Source organism: Marixanthomonas sp. SCSIO 43207, from assembly GCF_019904255.1.
Taxonomy (GTDB): domain Bacteria; phylum Bacteroidota; class Bacteroidia; order Flavobacteriales; family Flavobacteriaceae; genus Marixanthomonas.
In genome coordinates, this window is record NZ_CP063203.1 from 2,793,238 (window position 1) to 2,810,572 (window position 17,335).

At 34.4% G+C, this 17,335-nt stretch carries 16 protein-coding genes; 7 read left to right on the forward strand and 9 right to left on the reverse strand.

Translation table 11 applies throughout. The annotated features are described in order from the left end of the window. Window positions 1-181 precede the first annotated feature (181 nt). On the reverse strand, window positions 182-1,093 hold the full coding sequence (locus INR76_RS13140) for a patatin family protein (protein ID WP_223108411.1): 912 nt from the start codon (window positions 1,091-1,093) through the stop codon (window positions 182-184). A 33-nt stretch (window positions 1,094-1,126) separates the two neighbouring features. Beyond that, the gene (locus INR76_RS13145; protein ID WP_223108412.1) at window positions 1,127-3,184 is read right to left on the reverse strand and encodes a M1 family metallopeptidase; all 2,058 of its coding nucleotides are present in this window, start codon (window positions 3,182-3,184) and stop codon (window positions 1,127-1,129) included. Between the two features lie 96 nt (window positions 3,185-3,280). On the opposite strand from INR76_RS13145, the gene recG reads away from it, so the two are divergent. Both recG and INR76_RS13155 read left to right on the forward strand, forming a co-directional pair. Continuing rightward, on the forward strand, window positions 3,281-5,386 hold the full coding sequence (gene recG, locus INR76_RS13150; RefSeq protein ID WP_223108413.1) for an ATP-dependent DNA helicase RecG: 2,106 nt from the start codon (window positions 3,281-3,283) through the stop codon (window positions 5,384-5,386). 73 nt (window positions 5,387-5,459) lie between these two features. After that, window positions 5,460-7,076 carry a SulP family inorganic anion transporter gene (locus INR76_RS13155; protein WP_223108414.1) on the forward strand — a complete coding sequence of 539 codons (1,617 nt, stop codon included), beginning with the start codon at window positions 5,460-5,462 and terminating at the stop codon, window positions 7,074-7,076. A gap of 11 nt (window positions 7,077-7,087) precedes the next feature. Here the strand turns inward: INR76_RS13155 and INR76_RS13160 are convergent, their stop codons facing one another. Then, a complete protein-coding gene (locus INR76_RS13160; protein ID WP_223108415.1) occupies window positions 7,088-7,426 on the reverse strand; it encodes a tRNA-binding protein in 339 nt (112 codons plus the stop codon). Continuing rightward, window positions 7,416-7,727 (reverse strand): phosphoribosylpyrophosphate synthetase, encoded by a 312-nt coding sequence (locus INR76_RS13165; protein WP_223108416.1) that lies wholly within the window; start codon window positions 7,725-7,727, stop codon window positions 7,416-7,418. The genes INR76_RS13160 and INR76_RS13165 overlap by 11 nt, the downstream gene beginning before the upstream one ends. 116 nt (window positions 7,728-7,843) lie before the next feature. Here INR76_RS13165 and INR76_RS13170 point away from each other — a divergent pair, with 116 nt between their 5' ends. Next, window positions 7,844-8,401, forward strand: coding sequence for a thioredoxin family protein (locus INR76_RS13170; RefSeq protein ID WP_223108417.1), 558 nt, complete (start codon window positions 7,844-7,846; stop codon window positions 8,399-8,401). 56 nt (window positions 8,402-8,457) lie between these two features. On the opposite strand, the gene INR76_RS13175 is transcribed toward INR76_RS13170, so the two are convergent. Further along, window positions 8,458-9,390, reverse strand: a complete 933-nt coding sequence (locus tag INR76_RS13175) for a peptidylprolyl isomerase (protein ID WP_223108418.1) — start codon at window positions 9,388-9,390, stop codon at window positions 8,458-8,460. A gap of 80 nt (window positions 9,391-9,470) precedes the next feature. Continuing rightward, window positions 9,471-10,439, reverse strand: coding sequence for an App1 family protein (locus INR76_RS13180; protein ID WP_223108419.1), 969 nt, complete (start codon window positions 10,437-10,439; stop codon window positions 9,471-9,473). A gap of 67 nt (window positions 10,440-10,506) precedes the next feature. On the opposite strand from INR76_RS13180, the gene INR76_RS13185 reads away from it, so the two are divergent. Together INR76_RS13185 and INR76_RS13190 are read left to right on the forward strand one after the other, a co-directional pair. Beyond that, complete coding sequence (locus INR76_RS13185) at window positions 10,507-11,394, forward strand: diacylglycerol kinase family protein (protein ID WP_255592692.1); 888 nt, start codon at window positions 10,507-10,509, stop codon at window positions 11,392-11,394. 471 nt (window positions 11,395-11,865) lie between these two features. Then, complete coding sequence (locus INR76_RS13190; protein WP_223108420.1) at window positions 11,866-12,531, forward strand: ABC transporter ATP-binding protein; 666 nt, start codon at window positions 11,866-11,868, stop codon at window positions 12,529-12,531. A 51-nt stretch (window positions 12,532-12,582) separates the two neighbouring features. On the opposite strand, the gene INR76_RS13195 is transcribed toward INR76_RS13190, so the two are convergent. Continuing rightward, on the reverse strand, window positions 12,583-13,203 hold the full coding sequence (locus INR76_RS13195; protein ID WP_255592693.1) for a fasciclin domain-containing protein: 621 nt from the start codon (window positions 13,201-13,203) through the stop codon (window positions 12,583-12,585). Between the two features lie 213 nt (window positions 13,204-13,416). On the opposite strand from INR76_RS13195, the gene INR76_RS13200 reads away from it, so the two are divergent. Together INR76_RS13200 and INR76_RS13205 are read left to right on the forward strand one after the other, a co-directional pair. Further along, on the forward strand, window positions 13,417-13,794 hold the full coding sequence (locus INR76_RS13200; protein ID WP_223108421.1) for a LysM peptidoglycan-binding domain-containing protein: 378 nt from the start codon (window positions 13,417-13,419) through the stop codon (window positions 13,792-13,794). Window positions 13,795-13,876: 82 nt separating this feature from the next. Continuing rightward, the gene (locus INR76_RS13205; RefSeq protein ID WP_223108422.1) at window positions 13,877-14,638 is read left to right on the forward strand and encodes a sulfite exporter TauE/SafE family protein; all 762 of its coding nucleotides are present in this window, start codon (window positions 13,877-13,879) and stop codon (window positions 14,636-14,638) included. Here INR76_RS13205 and INR76_RS13210 read toward each other — a convergent pair. Both INR76_RS13210 and INR76_RS13215 read right to left on the reverse strand, forming a co-directional pair. Continuing rightward, complete coding sequence (locus INR76_RS13210; RefSeq protein WP_223108423.1) at window positions 14,633-16,096, reverse strand: sigma 54-interacting transcriptional regulator; 1,464 nt, start codon at window positions 16,094-16,096, stop codon at window positions 14,633-14,635. The genes INR76_RS13205 and INR76_RS13210 overlap by 6 nt on opposite strands. Window positions 16,097-16,114: 18 nt before the next feature. Then, complete coding sequence (locus INR76_RS13215; protein ID WP_223108424.1) at window positions 16,115-17,254, reverse strand: VWA domain-containing protein; 1,140 nt, start codon at window positions 17,252-17,254, stop codon at window positions 16,115-16,117. Window positions 17,255-17,335 lie beyond the last annotated feature (81 nt).

Sequence of the window (17,335 nt, forward strand, 5' to 3'; positions counted from 1 at the left end):
TGTTATTGATTAATATAAAATTAAGTTGATTTTAGAAATAAGAAAAGGATATTCTTACATTCAAAAAATAAATGTACTATAAAAAATTGTTTATCAGAAAATTACATTATTTCAAAATAAAAAAAAGGGGGAAAAGCCCCTTTTTGTGATAGGAAAATCCTTAGTTCATCTACATACTCACCTATTCAGCATCTTTAATCTCGTTCAATTCTTTGTTTTTCTGTTTTGCATAATTAAAGCCACTATCCCACCAGTTTGACATTTTCTTTTTATCAAATATTAGTGAGTTTGTAGTTAATACTGTGGGTGTGTAATACAAGTTTATAATGGCATTGTGATTTCCGGCGACAAACTTGCCTATTCGTATATTTTGTTTTTCAACACGGTCAAGCATAAAAGAATGCATATTGGTTAATAACGAAAACGGATTACGTGAAGGCAAACGGTTATAATATGTTACTTCAGTTTCAAGAATGATAACATCTACTGTTTTGGCTCCTCTGTTTATCGCTTCTTCAATAGGAATCATACTCCCAAAACCGCCATCTGCATATTCACAACCATCTTTTTGTACCAAACTCATAAACGGTATATAGTTACAAGAAATCCATATCCAATCACAAAAATCATTGTACGTAAAATCGTGAATTGACTTATATTCTACTTGGTTTAAAGACAAATTAGACACTGTTACCACTACCTCTTTGCCAGATTCTTTAAGTTGGTTAAATTCTGTTTCGGTTAATGTATTTTTAATGAGTTTACGCAAGTTTTGGCTCTCACCAAAGGTTTTACTTCCTCGCAGTAAGTTACGCAACACACTTAGATGGTCAATACTAATTTCTTTTCCTCCAAACTTCCCCTTTTTTATTCTGAAGGGTCTATTGCTAAAAATATCACTTTGTTTTACCGAAGTATAAATCTCTTTAATTTTATTAATATTAGGCAAAGCCAAATGTGAGATAAGTAAACTACCGGTAGAAGTGCCTACAAAAATTTCATAATTATACCCCTGTTCTTCAAGTAGGTATTGAGCAACACCACCGGCAAATGCTCCTTTACTTCCTCCTCCCGAAATTACTAGTGCTCGCATAAAATTGGTTTACATAAAAGTAGCAATTGCTTTTTATTCTGAAAGTTTTGCTTGTAAAAAATCCTTTTCTTTTTTTGGAAGTTGAAATAGAACGCCTTCTAATTGTTTTTTATAAACAGAATTTTTTAAAACCTCATCCAAAAGCTTTCGTGCATACTTTTTAAAGCGCCAATTATGATGCATCGATGCATTCACCAAGTTTTTTAACGCTTCTGAAGTATACATATTTAATTCGTTTATAAACTCAAATGCTTTCTCTCGAATTTCAAAACTGAACTCTTTTGATGAGTAATTGATTAATTCTGATGCAAATAGTTGTTTCTTGTCTGCTTCATACCCTTCGGTAACCAAAGCTAATACTAACCACAACTGACGCACATTTTTATTCTGAAAGCCCACAACTCCCTTCATTTTATCGAGGTATTCGTTTCTTTTTTCAGGAAAATTTATCCAAAGGTTATACAATGCTGCCTCTTTTGTTACATACGAAGCATCATTCAAGAGTGATTCATATTCTTCTTGCAGCTCATTAGGAATGGTTGTCAAGGTATTTGCTATCGCTTGCCTTACGTACAAATTCTCACTTTTAAAGGCTTTTTTATATAAAGGCAGAGTTTGCAATATGGGTTCGTCAAAAAGTTGATATACGGCTTCTTGACCTACAAAATCGTTCGGACTGGTTAACGCAAATGACAATTGGTCTTTTTTTTCTACAAATGCTGTATTCCGAAGGGCTGAAATTTCAAAATATGATTTCATAAACGAAGATTGCGAAAGGTAATTTAAGGCTTGCTCTGCTTTAAAAGCACTTTGCCGCAACCAATCTGCCTCCCAACTTGAAATATCAACATCAGTCACTTTTTTTACTTCAGATAAAAAATCATCTGTTGACACATTTTTGAATTGATAGGTGTTTAAATAGTTTTTTAATGCCGTCTTAAAAGCTTGATCACCAATTTTTTCCCTCAAAATAGTCAAAGCCCACGCTCCTTTTTCATAAAATGTTAAGGAACTGGCTTGTGGATTAAGTAACCGTTCACCTTTTCCTGAGTCGCTCAGTTCTTTTAATTGTTCTGCGGCGTTATACAACTTCCAATAATAATAGTCATTACCAAAAACTTCTCGTTCTGCTAATTGTGCAAAATAGGTAGCAAAACCTTCTTGTAACCAATGATGTGTACCGTTTGTTTCAGTAACCAAATCGCCAAACCATTGATGTGCCAATTCGTGTGCATTTACGTTTACGTAGTTTCTATCTGCAAACCCAATGGAATCGACCACAAAAGCTTCAGAAAAAATGGTAGCCGTTGTATTTTCCATTCCAGCATACAAAAAGTCCCGCACCGGCACTTGCTTATAATTTTGCCAAGGATACGGCACCCCAATTTCAGTTACTAGAAAATCAAAAATTTGCTTGGTGTACCGGTACGTAGGTTCTACTTTATTGGCATCTTCTGGTTTGTAATACAGTTCAATTGGGATACCAGATTGTGAGTTAATCGATTTCTTATCAAAATCGCCAATGGCAAAAGCTGCCAAATAGCTCGCCATAGGTTGTTTCATATCAAAATGCCAATAAGCTAAACTGTCTTTTTGATTCTTCTTTAAAAATTTTCCGTTGGCAATCACTGCTTTATTTTTTGAAGTAGCAATCGTAAGGTCAAACTCCAGCTTATCATTCATATCATCAATGCTAGGTAACCAATGCGACGTGTATTTTCCTTGCCCTTGTGTCCAAATTTGATTTCCTGTGAAGTATAGTGTCTGTTTTGGGGTTGCGGTGTATGAGAAGGTTACATCGTAGATTTTATCTTTTCTGAAATTTCCCGTGAGCCAAACTTTTTTTTCTGAAGAAGAAACATCTATTTGTTTTGAAACCACATCGAAAACCTTCATATAAATTGCATCTAGATATACCGAATCTGTTTTCTGAAGAATTTTAAACTGATACGAAACTGTTCCTTTTATGCTTTCTTCTATGGCATTAGGAATCACCTCAGCTTTAACTGACAAAAAATCAACCAGATGTGTTTGTTGCGCATTTCCGAAGAAACAGATAAATAAAAATAAAACTGACAATACTTTGTACATACAAACTAATTAAAAAGTGCCTCACAAAGTAACCAAATAAGTTTAAAAATACATCTAGCTATTCAACTCTTAACAGGAATATTGTATTTTCGTGATATGAATGGTGGCTTTCTACAAACTCCAATTGATTATTTAAAAGGCGTTGGGCCTAATCGAGCCGATTTACTCAAAAAAGAACTAAACATTCATACATTTCAAGATCTTTTAAACCTATTCCCTAATCGCTATCTAGATCGCACGCAATATTATAAAATTGCCCAATTGCAACGCAACAGTGCCGAGGTACAAGTAATAGGGAAAATTATTCATCTAAAAACGATTGAACAAAAACGAGGCAAACGATTAGTCGCTACGTTTACCGATGGAAGTTCAAAAATGGAATTGGTTTGGTTTCGCGGTCATAAGTGGATTCGTGAAAATGTAAAAATAAATGTTCCCTATGTAGTTTTTGGAAAAACCAATTGGTACAACGGTACGTTTTCCATGCCACATCCAGAGATGGAATTACTGTCAAAACATGAACAAGGAGTGCGTTCTGCCATGCAACCCATTTATCCGTCTACCGAAAAACTTTCAAAAAGTGGAATTACAAATAAAGTAATCATAGGATTGCTTCAACAATTATTCACAGAATTGAAAGGAACATTTTCTGAAACACTTTCAAAAACCATTCTAGATTCGTTAAAATTAGTTTCAAAAAGTACGGCACTTTTAAACATTCATTTTCCGCAAAGTCAAGAGTTATTAGCACGGTCTCAATATCGATTAAAATTTGAAGAATTATTTTACATTCAGCTACAATTACTTCGGAAAAATCTACAACATAAAAGTAAAATTAAAGGGTATCCTTTTGAAGAAATAGGCGAAAATTTTAACACCTTTTACAACCATCATTTACCCTTCGAGTTAACCAATGCCCAGAAGCGAGTTATCAAAGAAATTAGAAATGATTTAGGCAGCAATGCACAAATGAATCGGCTTTTACAAGGTGATGTAGGTAGTGGCAAAACTATAGTAGCCCTCATGTCAATGTTAATAGCTATTGACAACGGTTTTCAAGCGTGTTTAATGGCTCCAACTGAAATTCTGTCAGTTCAGCACTATAACGGATTAAAAGAATTATGTAACAACTTGAATACCAATATAAAGCTATTAACTGGTTCAACAAAAACTTCAAGTAGAAGAGAAATCCATGAAAAACTACAAAATGGCGAAATAAACATTCTAATTGGCACACATGCATTACTTGAAGATAAAGTAAAATTTCAAAATTTAGGACTCGCTATAATAGATGAACAACATCGTTTTGGGGTAGCACAACGCAGTAAATTATGGCACAAAAATGAGTACCCTCCACACGTTCTGGTCATGACAGCCACTCCTATTCCGCGTACCCTAGCAATGAGTGTTTATGGTGACCTTGATATAAGTGTTATCGATGAGCTTCCGCCGGGTAGAAAAAGCATAAAAACTGTTCATCGATTTGACTCAAACAGACTAAAGGTGTTTCGGTTTTTGAAAGATGAAATTTCAAAAGGAAGACAAGTCTATATCGTGTATCCATTGATTCAAGAAAGTGAAGCATTGGATTATAAAGATTTAATGGATGGTTATGAAAGTATCGTTAGAGAATTTCCGCAACCTAAGTATCAAATATCTATTGTACATGGTCAAATGAAACCTGCAGATAAGGATTTTGAAATGAATAGGTTTGTACGCGGCGAGACGCAGATAATGGTTGCTACAACAGTAATTGAAGTAGGTGTCAATGTTCCTAATGCTTCGGTAATGGTTATTGAAAGTGCTGAACGTTTTGGTCTTTCTCAGTTACACCAACTACGAGGTCGTGTTGGCCGTGGTGCAGAACAAAGCTATTGTATTTTAATGACTGGACATAAGTTAAGTAGCGATGCAAAAACACGTTTACATACTATGACAAAAACCAATGATGGTTTTGAAATAAGCGAAGTAGATTTAAAATTACGTGGGCCCGGAGATATAATGGGAACGCAACAAAGCGGCGTTTTAAACCTTCGCATTGCAGATATAGTTAAAGATTCAGCTATTTTAAAAATTGCCCGAAGCTATGCACAACAAACCCTAAAAGCTGATCCTGCTTTAGCTTCAGAAGAAAATAAAGTTATTAAACACACATATTCTCAACTAGTAAAATTTAAAAATATCTGGAATTACATTTCCTAATCTTTAAGATTTTTAATTTACTTTCCTTCTCTCGAATATTCCTGTATCTTTGCCGCTTTTTTAAGCGAAGAAAATGATACAGAAAACCATTAAAAATTTCACACAAAACCCTAAAAATGACATCCTTTCGGGATTAACCGTTGCATTGGCTTTGGTTCCTGAAGCAGTAGCATTTGCATTTGTAGCAGGAGTTGACCCGTTAATAGGACTTTATGGAGCTTTTATGATGGGTATTGTTACAGCACTTTTTGGAGGTCGTCCAGGTATGATTTCTGGTGCAACCGGAGCCACTGCAATTGTTATGGTTCATTTAATTCAAAAAGGAAATGAAGTAGGGAATGCCCTAGCAACTCCAATCGATAACTTGGGCTTACAATGGTTATTTATCACCTTATTAATTATGGGAGGTATTCAAATTTTAGCCGGGGTTTTTCGTTTAGGTAAATTTGTTCGTCTTATTCCCCACCCAGTAATGATGGGGTTTGTAAATGGATTGGCCATAGTTATCTTTTTATCTCAATTAGGCTTTTTTAAAGAAAAATCTGAAGGAGTCCCTACTTGGATGACAGGAACCGACTTATTTGTCATGCTAGCCTTGGTTATTTTGACCATGGGTATTATGTTTGGACTTCCGAAGCTTACCAAAAAGATTCCTGCTGCATTGACTGCAATTGTAGTAGTGGCTTGTGTTACTATCTTCGGAAATATAGATGCAAGTACTGTAGGATCATTTATTCGTGATGGTGGTGGAGCTGGACTTCAAGGAGGGCTACCTACCTTCCAAGGACAAATATTTGGTGTTTTTGATACCCTGCAAGGACATTGGGGACTCGTTATTTCTACCGCTGTAATATTAGCTGCGGTTGGTCTTATTGAATCATTAATGACTCTAAACCTTGTTGATGAAATGACCGAAACTCGTGGTAGTGGTAATCGTGAATGTGTAGCACAAGGTGGAGCCAACATTATTAATGGTCTTTTTGGCGGAATGGGTGGTTGTGCTATGATTGGGCAATCAATAATAAATGTAAACTCTGGTGGTAGAGGTCGTTTATCGGGTACAGTTGCCGCTATTGCTTTGCTATGTTTTGTGTTATTTGGCGCTCCTTTAATTGAGCAGATACCTATTGCTGCTTTAGTAGGGGTTATGTTTATGGTTGTCATTGGCACATTTGCATGGAGTAGTTTTCGTATTCTGAATAAAATTCCATTGAGTGATGCTATTGTGCTAGTAGCTGTATCGGCTATTACCGTTTGGCAAGATCTTGCCATTGCCGTTATTGCGGGTGTAATTATGAGCGCATTAGTATTTGCTTGGAAAAACGCAATACGTATTAGAGCTCGAAAACGCATTAAAGATGACGGTACAAAAGTTTATGAAATATGGGGACCTTTATTTTTTGGTTCTACTACCGCTTTTAATGCCAAGTTTGATGTTAAAAACGATCCTGAAAAGATTGAAATTGATTTCATGGAGTCTAAAGTTACAGACCATAGTGGTGTTGAAGCTTTACGAAACCTTGCTAACAAATATGTCGCTCACGGCAAACAAATAAAGTTTACTCATTTAAGTAAAGATTGTAAAGCATTACTTATAAAACGCAATCCGGAATTTGACACCATTATTGAAGATAACATAGACGATCCTAGATACTATGTTGTAACAGATATAATGGACAGCGAAGTATAATAAAAAACGGTTTACGAAATTCGTAAACCGTTTTTTACTTTTTTACCGGGTTCTAGTAATGTGACATCTTTGTCATCTACCGCACCAATCAAGAGACATTCGCTCATAAAATTGGCTATCTGTTTCTTCGGAAAATTTACAACGGCAATTACTTGTTTCCCATTGATATCCTCCTTTTTATATAGTGAAGTGACTTGAGCAGATGTTTTTAAAACACCTATTTCTTCTCCAAAATCTATTTGTAATTTATAAGAAGGGTTGTGAGCTTCAGGAAAATCAGTTACATCAATAACTGTCCCTACACGCATATCTACTTTTTCAAAGTCTTTCCAAGAAAGGTTATTCTTCATGAGTGATTTTTAATTTTTTTACCATTTCAGGAGAGATATAATCACCTTTAGCGCTATAATTATCTACAAGCAAGCCCTTTGTGTTATCGTGAGTTTCAATCACATATAATATTGAATTATCACCGGGATTTGTCATTCCTTCAAAACGATAATATTTAATTACATCAAGCTCTCCTGCTTTCCATTCTCTTTTAAGTGATTTTGATTCTATACCTTCTTCTACCAGGTTAAAATCTTCTTTATATCCTTTGTTTTGTAAATCTTCTATTGCCACTGAAAGTGAACTGTATGAGTTTTCCATGTTTTTTGGTTTTTTATAAAGTTACAGTCATTAAAAGAGATTGACAAAACTTTATAAAATGTTTAATAATTGTAACTTTATTGAAAAAAGTATCTCTAATTAACAAATCAAATTTTATGTCTCTCACTCCTTCAAGCATGTTACCGCTAGGCACCAAAGCTCCAGACTTTACGCTTTTGGATGCCGTTACTATGAAACCGGTTTCACTTCAGCAAATAAAAGGTGAAAAAGGTACAGTTGTTATGTTTATTTGCAATCATTGCCCATACGTAAAACACGTAAATGAAGAGATTGTGAGACTTTGTAATGACTATCGTGTTACTGGTTTTGGCTTTGTTGCCATAAGTAGTAATGATGTTGTGAAGTATCCTCAAGATTCACCCAAAGAGATGTGGAAAACAGCTAGAAAACACAATTACCCTTTTCCTTATTTATACGATGAAACCCAAGAAATTGCCAAAGCGTATGACGCTGCTTGTACCCCAGACTTTTATTTATTTGATGATGAATTAAAACTCATCTACCGCGGGCAACTGGACAACTCCAGACCAGGAAACAGCATTCCCGTTAATGGTCGTGATCTACGTGAAGCAATTGACAATGTTCTTAATAACAATCCGCAGAGAAAGGACCAAAAACCAAGCATGGGTTGTAATATTAAGTGGAAAGAATAAAAAAAAACGCTCTTTGTAGAGCGTTTTTTTAAAATATATATTTTTTGAAATAACTCTTATTTAACTTTCATTAACTCAACATCAAAAACTAAAGTTGCATTAGGTGGAATAACACCACCAGCTCCTCGTTCTCCATATGCTAAGTGAGACGGAATTACAAATCGAGCTTTATCACCCACTTGCAAGAGCTGAATACCTTCATCCCATCCGGCGATTACATTTCCCATACCAACCGGAAACTCAATTGGGTTGCCTCGTTTATACGAGTTGTCAAACTCTCCACCGTCGGCAAACATACCTTTGTAGTGCACTGCTACGGTTTTACCTTTTTCGGCTTTGGCTCCATCACCTTTATTGATAATTTTATACCTAAGTCCGCTTTCGGTTTTATCAAATCCTGCAGATATTTCTTTAATTAAATCTTCTTGTTCTTGCTTTGCCTTTGCTTCACGTTCGGCTTTGGCACCATTAAATTGTCTAAAAGCTTCAACTGCATTCCATTTTTTGGCCTCCTCGCCTACTCTTACAATCTCTACAGTTTTCATTGAATCACCCTGTGCAATTGCATCAACCACGTCTTGCCCTTCAATTACGTGACCAAAAACAGTGTGCTTATTATCTAGCCAAGGGGTTTCTACGTGAGTAATAAAAAACTGACTTCCGTTTGTTGCAGGTCCTGCATTTGCCATAGAAAAAATACCTGGCTTATCGTGTTTTAAATCCTTATGAAACTCATCATCAAACTTATAACCCGGTCCTCCGGCTCCTGTACCAGATGGATCGCCTCCTTGCACCATAAAATCTGGAATAACACGATGAAATTTTAATCCGTCGTAGTATGGTTCACCTTGGGGTTTTGCTTCGTTTTCTAAATTTCCTTCAGCTAGAGCAACAAAGTTACCTACTGTTCCCGGAGTTTTTTTATAAGTTAATTTGCCTAAAATTTGTCCTTTTTCAGTAGTGATTTTAGCATAAATACCGTCTTGCATGGTTTTGTTTTTTAATGAACTGCAAAAGTAGAAAATTCTAGGTTTTATTTATTGTTTAAGAATGAATTAAATTTTCAACCTTATACTATTACTCCTATTTTTTTTGAATGTTCTATTGCTTTGTGACTATCCTTAAAATAATAAGTATGTACTGAAAGGCTATTGATTGTGGCAAGTGATTGTTCTACATCTTGCTTTCTTTTTTTTGAAGTTTGCCTTATGTAAACAGCCATGATATTTTTCGGAAAAATTTTACAAATACGTTCATATAAAAAAGGGTCTTGTTGGGTATCATCACCTAGCAAAACGTATTGTAAGTTGGGGTAAAACGATATAATATCTTTTATTTTCTGAAACTTGTGATCGTGATCGCCACTTCCAGATTTTAAAAAATCGGTAAGCTTGGTTTTAATTTTTTTAAGCTTGATTACGGCTTTGGGCAGTTTATGTATTCGGGCAAATTCTTCAATAAATGCATATAGATTCCACTCGCTGCTAGAAACGTAAAAAAAGGAATTTGAAGCTTCTTCACTGTCTTGCCCGGCTATACTTAATGCTTGGTAATGATCTACTACGTCTTCAAAAACTTTGCGTTTGTTTACGTTTTTGGACAACATTACATAGAGCTTTTTAAAAATATTGCTGCTGTGTGAAATGAGAAAAGTGTCATCAATATCTGAAATAATCCCAAATTTACTTTCAAAAGGCTTTAGTATTTCTGCAGTTTCTACAATACCAATTTTACCTAAGGCACAGGTTACAGTATATTGGTGCCAACCGCTTTTTAATTCTTGTGTAAAAGGAATAGTAAACCTAAAAAAACCGTCTTCAAGCGTTTTGGTTTTTACTGTTATATCATAAAATTTTAAAGTAACTTCTACATTTTCTAAAGGCGAGATGGTAAACATATGCAATATAGAAAACGCATGCTTTACACCCTTACGGTCTATACTGAATTTATCTGGAGCCCACGACTTAAAAACGTGACCCGAAACAACTAATTCTTGTTCATTAAGATATCCTCTATATAATTGTAAGTCTAGTTTCATCTATTGTATTTTCCTTAACCTTTTCATCTTTTCAAAATACTTAATTTTAAACGTAAAATAAATAAACGTGAGTAAAAAGATTCTATTAGTAGTTAATCCTATTTCAGGAAACACCAATAAAGATACTATCATTACCGCTATAGAAGAGGAATGCAGTAAAAATGACTTTGCTTTACATTTTTTTAAAACCACAGGAGAAAATGATGTGAAAAAATTAAGTGATGTAGTAAAAAAAACAGCATTTGATAGAATATTAATAGCCGGAGGTGACGGTACTATAAAAATGGTAGCCGAAGCAATTGAAGGACTTACTACTTCTGTAGGGATTATTGCAGCAGGTTCGGCAAATGGTCTGGCGGTAAATTTTAACATCCCTGATACTATTGAAGGCCAACTGAAAATAGCGTTGGGATCTCACACCATTGCTGTTGATAAGCTGCTTATCAATAATCATATTTGTTTGCATATGGCAGACTTAGGCATCAATGCTGAACTGATAAATCACTATGAGTCCTCAAATATACGTGGTAAACTTGGCTATATTTTACAAGTGATTCCTACCTTGGTTTCTTGTCCATACCCCTTTACATTTACAATTAAAAATAAAAACAAAACCATTGAAGAGAAAGGAATTATGCTCGCCATTGCCAACGCCAATAAATTTGGAACCGGCGCAAACATTAACCCAAACGGCAAAATAAACGATGGTAAGTTTGAACTTTTGGTTTTTAAAGAATTGAATATTACCGAAATTTTAAACACCATCTACGACAAAGCAAACATAGGATCTGATTTTGCTGAAGAATACCCTTCAACAGCTGCAACCATAGAAATGAATGAGGCTGTACCTCTTCAAATAGATGGTGAGTTTATTGAAAACACTAAAAAAGTAAATGTAACGATATGTTCAGATAAACTAAATATTGCAGTACCTAAAAACTTTAGCACAAAGTAATTTCTCAAAAAACAATAAGTACTTTTAATTAAAAAATTAAGTATATTTAAAATTCGATTAGTTCCCCACAAAAAAACTTGGCACCGTAAAAGGTTATAAACAACATTCTCCCCAGATAGATGTAATATGCTGTCGGTTGTAATTTCCTTAAAGGTGCCTTTTTTATAAATTTTTTATTTGTGCAAAACATTCGTCCCTTTTGGCAGTTTTATAAGGATTTGTTTCCTTTTATATTTAGCTTTTCAATAGTTTGTCTTTTAATTACAAACATATTGTGGACATTCCTTATATTTTGTTCAATCGGTTTCATCTTTGGGTATCTGGGATTTCAGGTTTTTAAAAAAGATGAATATTATTTTTATTATAATTTAGGTATTACAAAATGGCACTTATGCAAGGTTTCATTTATAATTAATCTTATCATTGGCATTCCTGTATTTTTAGTATTCACAATGCTTTTTTACGTTTTCTTTGGAAGTATTACAATTATATAACGTCTCAAAAAATTTTGGAAAGAGTGAGGTTTTAAAAAACGTTTCCTTTTCAGTTAAAACCGGAGAGATTTTAGGTGTTTTCGGAAGAAATGGAAGTGGAAAATCTACTTTGCTTACAATTTTATTCGGAACACTTTCTGCAAGTTCAGGAAAGATTACAATTAATGATGCAGAGGCTTCCTCTTCCGAAGTAATTAAAAAACAGCTTATTGCTTATGCACCTCAACATCCTTTTATTCCTAAGAATTTAAAGGTTCGTGATAGTATACCTATTTACTTTAATGATGAAAAGAAACAAGATGCTATTTTTTATAATCCGGTAATAGCAAACATCACACACAAAAAAATAGGTGAGCTTTCTCACGGAGAACGAAAGTTTTTTGAATCTATTCTTATAAGTCAGCTTCCTCACCCATTTTTACTTTTTGATGAACCATTCTCAATGCTAGAGCCACTTCAGATTAAAAAACTAAAGGCTTTCTTTAAAAAAATTTCAAGTAAGAAAGGCATCATTATAACAGACCATTATTATCGTGATATTCTTGATATTTCAACCAAAAATATTCTTTTAAAAGATGGAAATAGTATTATGATTGAAAGCGCAGATGATTTAAAAAGCAATGAATATCTTATAAACAATTAAAAAAGGCTCCGTGAAAGGAGCCTTTAAAGTTTTGTTTGGTTAAACTATTACTTATCCTTTTGGCATAAGTACTTTATCAACCACGTGTACAATACCGTTTGATGCATCTACATTAGCACTTACTACTGTTGCAGTATTACCTTTTGCATCTTTAATCATTATTTTATCATCTTTTAAAGAAAGTATAATGTTTTCACCCTGTAGCGTGGTAACACGGTATTTGTTATCATTATCTTTAATAGCTTTCATAAGTGAATCTCCAGACCACTCTCCAGAAACTACGTGATACTTTAATACACCTTGAAGTTGAGATTTATTCTCATCTTTCATTAAATTATCAAGAGCTTGTTTCGGTACTGCCTCAAAAGCAGTATTGGTTGGTGCAAATACTGTATACTCTCCTTCTTCCATAAAAGTTTGAGCTAATCCTGCTTGCTTAAGAGCTGATACAAGAGTTGATAAATCTTGATTATTCATAGCTTTTGAAGCAATGGTATTTTCTTCAAACTCTTTCTTAGCCATCATAGCTTCTTCTTCAGCTTTTTTCTTGGCTTCCATTTCCATTTTTTCAGCTTCAGCTTTTGCTTCTGCTTCTTTCTTTTTCCCATCATTACAAGCTGTAAACAACATAGTTGCTACGGCTAATGACATAATAATTGATTTAAATTTCATAACGTTGATTTTTGTTTTGAACAAAGATAATATTGTGTGTCATAATTTAATATTAAAGCGACTTAATTTTAAGTTAAATATTGCATTCAAATTAATATTCAATGTTAAATACAAGAGATTAATTAAAGGATATAACGATAAAGCTTAAAGTGCTTATATTTCAATTGAGTAAAATTTGTATCTTTAGTACATAAAAGTTAAAAACAAAATAAAATGGTTAAAGAAAAGTATCAAAATGTTTTGGATCTAGGTGAAAAGCTTAAAGTACAAAACGGTGATGTAAAAGAAGAAAATGGTAAACTTAAAATCTGGGGAACAGCCAACACACAATACCATAAAGATCTTCTTTGGGATGAAATAAAAAAATCTGGCGGTGAAAATCCTCATGATATTGAGGCAGATATTACAGTGGCAGATAAAAACGCTTACGCATACCACACGGTTGAGAAAGGGGAATCTCTTAGTAAAATTTCAAAAAAATACTACAAAGACCCTATGAAGTACAACAAAATATTTGAAGCAAACCGTGATCAATTAGACAATCCAGATGTTATTCATCCAGGTCAAGAATTAGTTATACCGAATATTTAAACTCCCTAAGAGCAATTATTATCAAGCTGTCTATCACCTGTAGACAGCTTTTTTTATTTTTGCAAACGACAATTAAACCGCTATGGAACTTTTATCACAACTAAGCCCTTGGCTCTTATTTGGTCTATTTGCATTAGGCGCCTGTGCTTTTACATTATCTACCATTAGCGGTGGCGGAGGAGCATTGATGCAGATTCCTATTCTTAATTTTTTAATAGGAACTTCACAAACAGCTCCAGTTATCAACTTAGGAACCTTTATAAGCCGCCCTACTCGCATTATCATCTTCTGGAAGCATATAGTCTGGAAGGTCTTTTGGTACTATGTTCCTTCTGCAATGCTTGGAGCTGTATTAGCGGCTTGGCTTTTTGCTGAAGTAAAAATTTACTGGGTTCAAATCATAGTTGGTTTATTTTTAGTCAGTACATTTTTTCAGTATCGCTTCGGAAAAAAAGAACGTTCTTTTGAAGTCAAACTTTGGTATTTTGTCCCTCTCGGTTTTTTCATTTCAATAATTGGAACATTAACCGGCGGAATGGGTCCTATTCTAAATCCGTTTTTACTCAACGCAGGAATAGACAAAGAATCGCTGGTGGGCACAAAAGCTGCACAAGCGTTCTTTCTAGGTATTGCCCAAATAGGCAGTTATGCTTTCTTTGGGCTATTGACCGACGAACTTTGGATTTACGGAATTGCCACAGGGCTTGGTGCCATTGTAGGAAACCTAATTGGCAAATGGCTTTTACAACGCATGAGCAAATTAGCTTTTAGAAAATGGGTAATTACTATTATGGTAATTAGTGGTCTAGCTTTGATTGTTAAGGCAGTTTCAGAAATATTATAAACCACTTATATAACCGCCATAAACATCTTTAAATTGAATACCATCACCTAGATTATATTTACTTAATTTCTTATATTCAGTTAAAGCCCAAAGCACTACTTCCTTAAAAAAGGGTTTGTCTTCTGCCGATATATCTGGCACGTGCTTTTTAAGCAATTCATTTAAGGGTTCAATTGTATTAAGTTGTCTTTTATATTCAACATCTGAAAGTGTATCTAACAACTCAAACCCGCTTTCTTCAAAGAACCAGGCAACAACATCTGCATAAGGATCACGGTCACTTTGTTTTTGAAGTTTTTCAATTTTAGGAAAATAGTGATTAAACTGTGTTTTTACAGCTTTTGAAATAAGTTGCTCTGCTACTTCACTAGCGCCTTCTTGTTCTCCTTCGTATACCAGCTCTACTTTACCGGTAATTGCAGGAATCACCCCCATAAAATCACTTAATCTAACGCTTGTTTTATCTTCTCCATTAGTAAGCGCTCTGCGTTCGGCTGTACTAAGCAAATTTTCAAAAGCGGTGATGCTTAGTCTAGCACTTACACCACTCTTTGCGTCGATAAATTCACTTTTTCTTGCTTCAAAACTTATTTGTTCTAGAATATCTTTAGCCAATTCAGGCACGTATATTTTTTCTTTTTCAGAAGAAGCAGCTTCAGTCTCTTGTTGAGTAATTGTGCGCGCCGTTTCAATATCGTCTGGGTAGTGTGTTAAAATTTGAGAACCTATTCTATCCTTTAACGGCGTTACAATACTTCCTCGATTTGTGTAATCTTCAGGATTGGCAGTAAACACAAATTGAATATCTAGTGGCATACGTAGTTTAAAACCTCTTATTTGTATATCCCCTTCTTGTAAAATATTAAATAGTGCTACTTGAATTCTTGCCTGTAAATCTGGTAATTCATTTATAACAAAAATGCTTCTGTTTGCCCTAGGAATCATCCCAAAATGGATCACACGATCATCTGCATAATTAAGTTTTAAATTGGCTGCTTTTATAGGATCAACATCACCAATGATATCTGCAACGGTTACATCTGGTGTAGCCAATTTTTCTGAAAACCTATTTTCTCTATGCAACCATTCAATAGGTGTTTGATCGCCTTTTTCGGCTAAAAGTTCTTTAGCGTATCTTGATATGGGCTTAAAAGGATCGTCATTGATTTCGCTACCGGCAACAATTGGAATGTATTCATCAAGTAGTGAAACCATCTGCCTAGCAAGGCGCGTTTTGGCCTGCCCACGCAAACCTAGTAAGTTAATATTGTGTTTTGAAAGAATGGCGCGTTCCAACTCTGGTATAACTGTGTACTCATAACCGTGAATGCCTTCAAAGGTTGGTTCTTTTTTCATTAACTTATGAAGTAAATTTCTTCGTAATTCTTCTTTTACAGTTTTGTATTCGTATCCAGCTTTCTTTAAATCACCAAACGTTTTTATAGTTTCTATTTTCATCTTTTTCTTCAATCTTTTTTATCGTATTCTTTTTCTTCGGTTTGTTTCATAATCTGTGAAGATCATTTCACCTAAACCTTTTAAGCCTGTATAAAAGGCTTTTCCTTTATTAACTGCAGTAAATTCATCTACAAATTGCATTAAATATGGGTCTTGAGCTATCATAAATGTTGTTATAGGTATATGAAGCTTTCTAGCTTTACGCGCCATCATATAACATTTTTTTATAATGTGAGGATCCAGACCAACGCTATTTTTATAATATTGCCCGTCTGGAAGTTGCATACAGCTTGGCTTTCCATCGGTGATCATAAAAATTTGCTTATTTGTATTACGCTTACGGCGTAACATATCCATCGCCAGTTGCAGCCCGGCAACAGTATTGGTATGGTAAGGGCCTACATTTAAGTAAGGTAAATCTTTGATTTTGATGGGCCACGCGTCATTTCCAAAAACCAAAATATCTAATGTATCTTTAGGGTATCTGGTTGTGATTAACTCAGAGAGAGCCATAGCAACTTTCTTTGCTGGGGTTATTCTGTCTTCGCCATAGAGAATCATACTATGGCTAATATCAATCATAAGTACTGTGCTCATTTGAGATTTATGTACGGATTCTTCAACTACTAAGTCATCTTCTGAAAGATTAAACCCATCAATACCGTGATTTACTTGAGCATTTTTCAAGCTTTCTGTCATTGAAATTTGATGTAAAGCATCTCCAAATTGATAGTTTCTAAATTCTCCAGCCTGTTCATCACCCTGTCCTGTATATTTGGTTTTATGATTACCGCCACCACTACGTTTTATTTTTCCAAAAATTTGATCTAAGGCACGTTTCCTTAATGATCGTTCTAGCTTTTCAGTTATGGTGTTTTTCCCATCTCCTTTTCCGCCGCCTTGTCCATCAGGATTATATTCTTTACGTATATATCCTTTCTTTTTAAGGTCTTCAATAAAATCATCAATGGTATATTCAGAAGTAGTTAAATTATATTCTTCATCAAGCTGCCGGAGCCAATCTATTGCTTCGTCAAAATCACCTGAAGTATGAGTAATTAATTCTTGAAATATTTCGAAAAGTCGTTCAAAAGGAGTCTGCTCCTTTGGGGTGTGTTTTGTAAAAACAAATCCCGTAGGCCTATTTTTCTTCTTCATACTTTAAAGATACCAATTTTCAATAGAAAAAATTATGGGTATTAACAGCATTTTAAGGGTTGCTATTTCACATTTTATTAA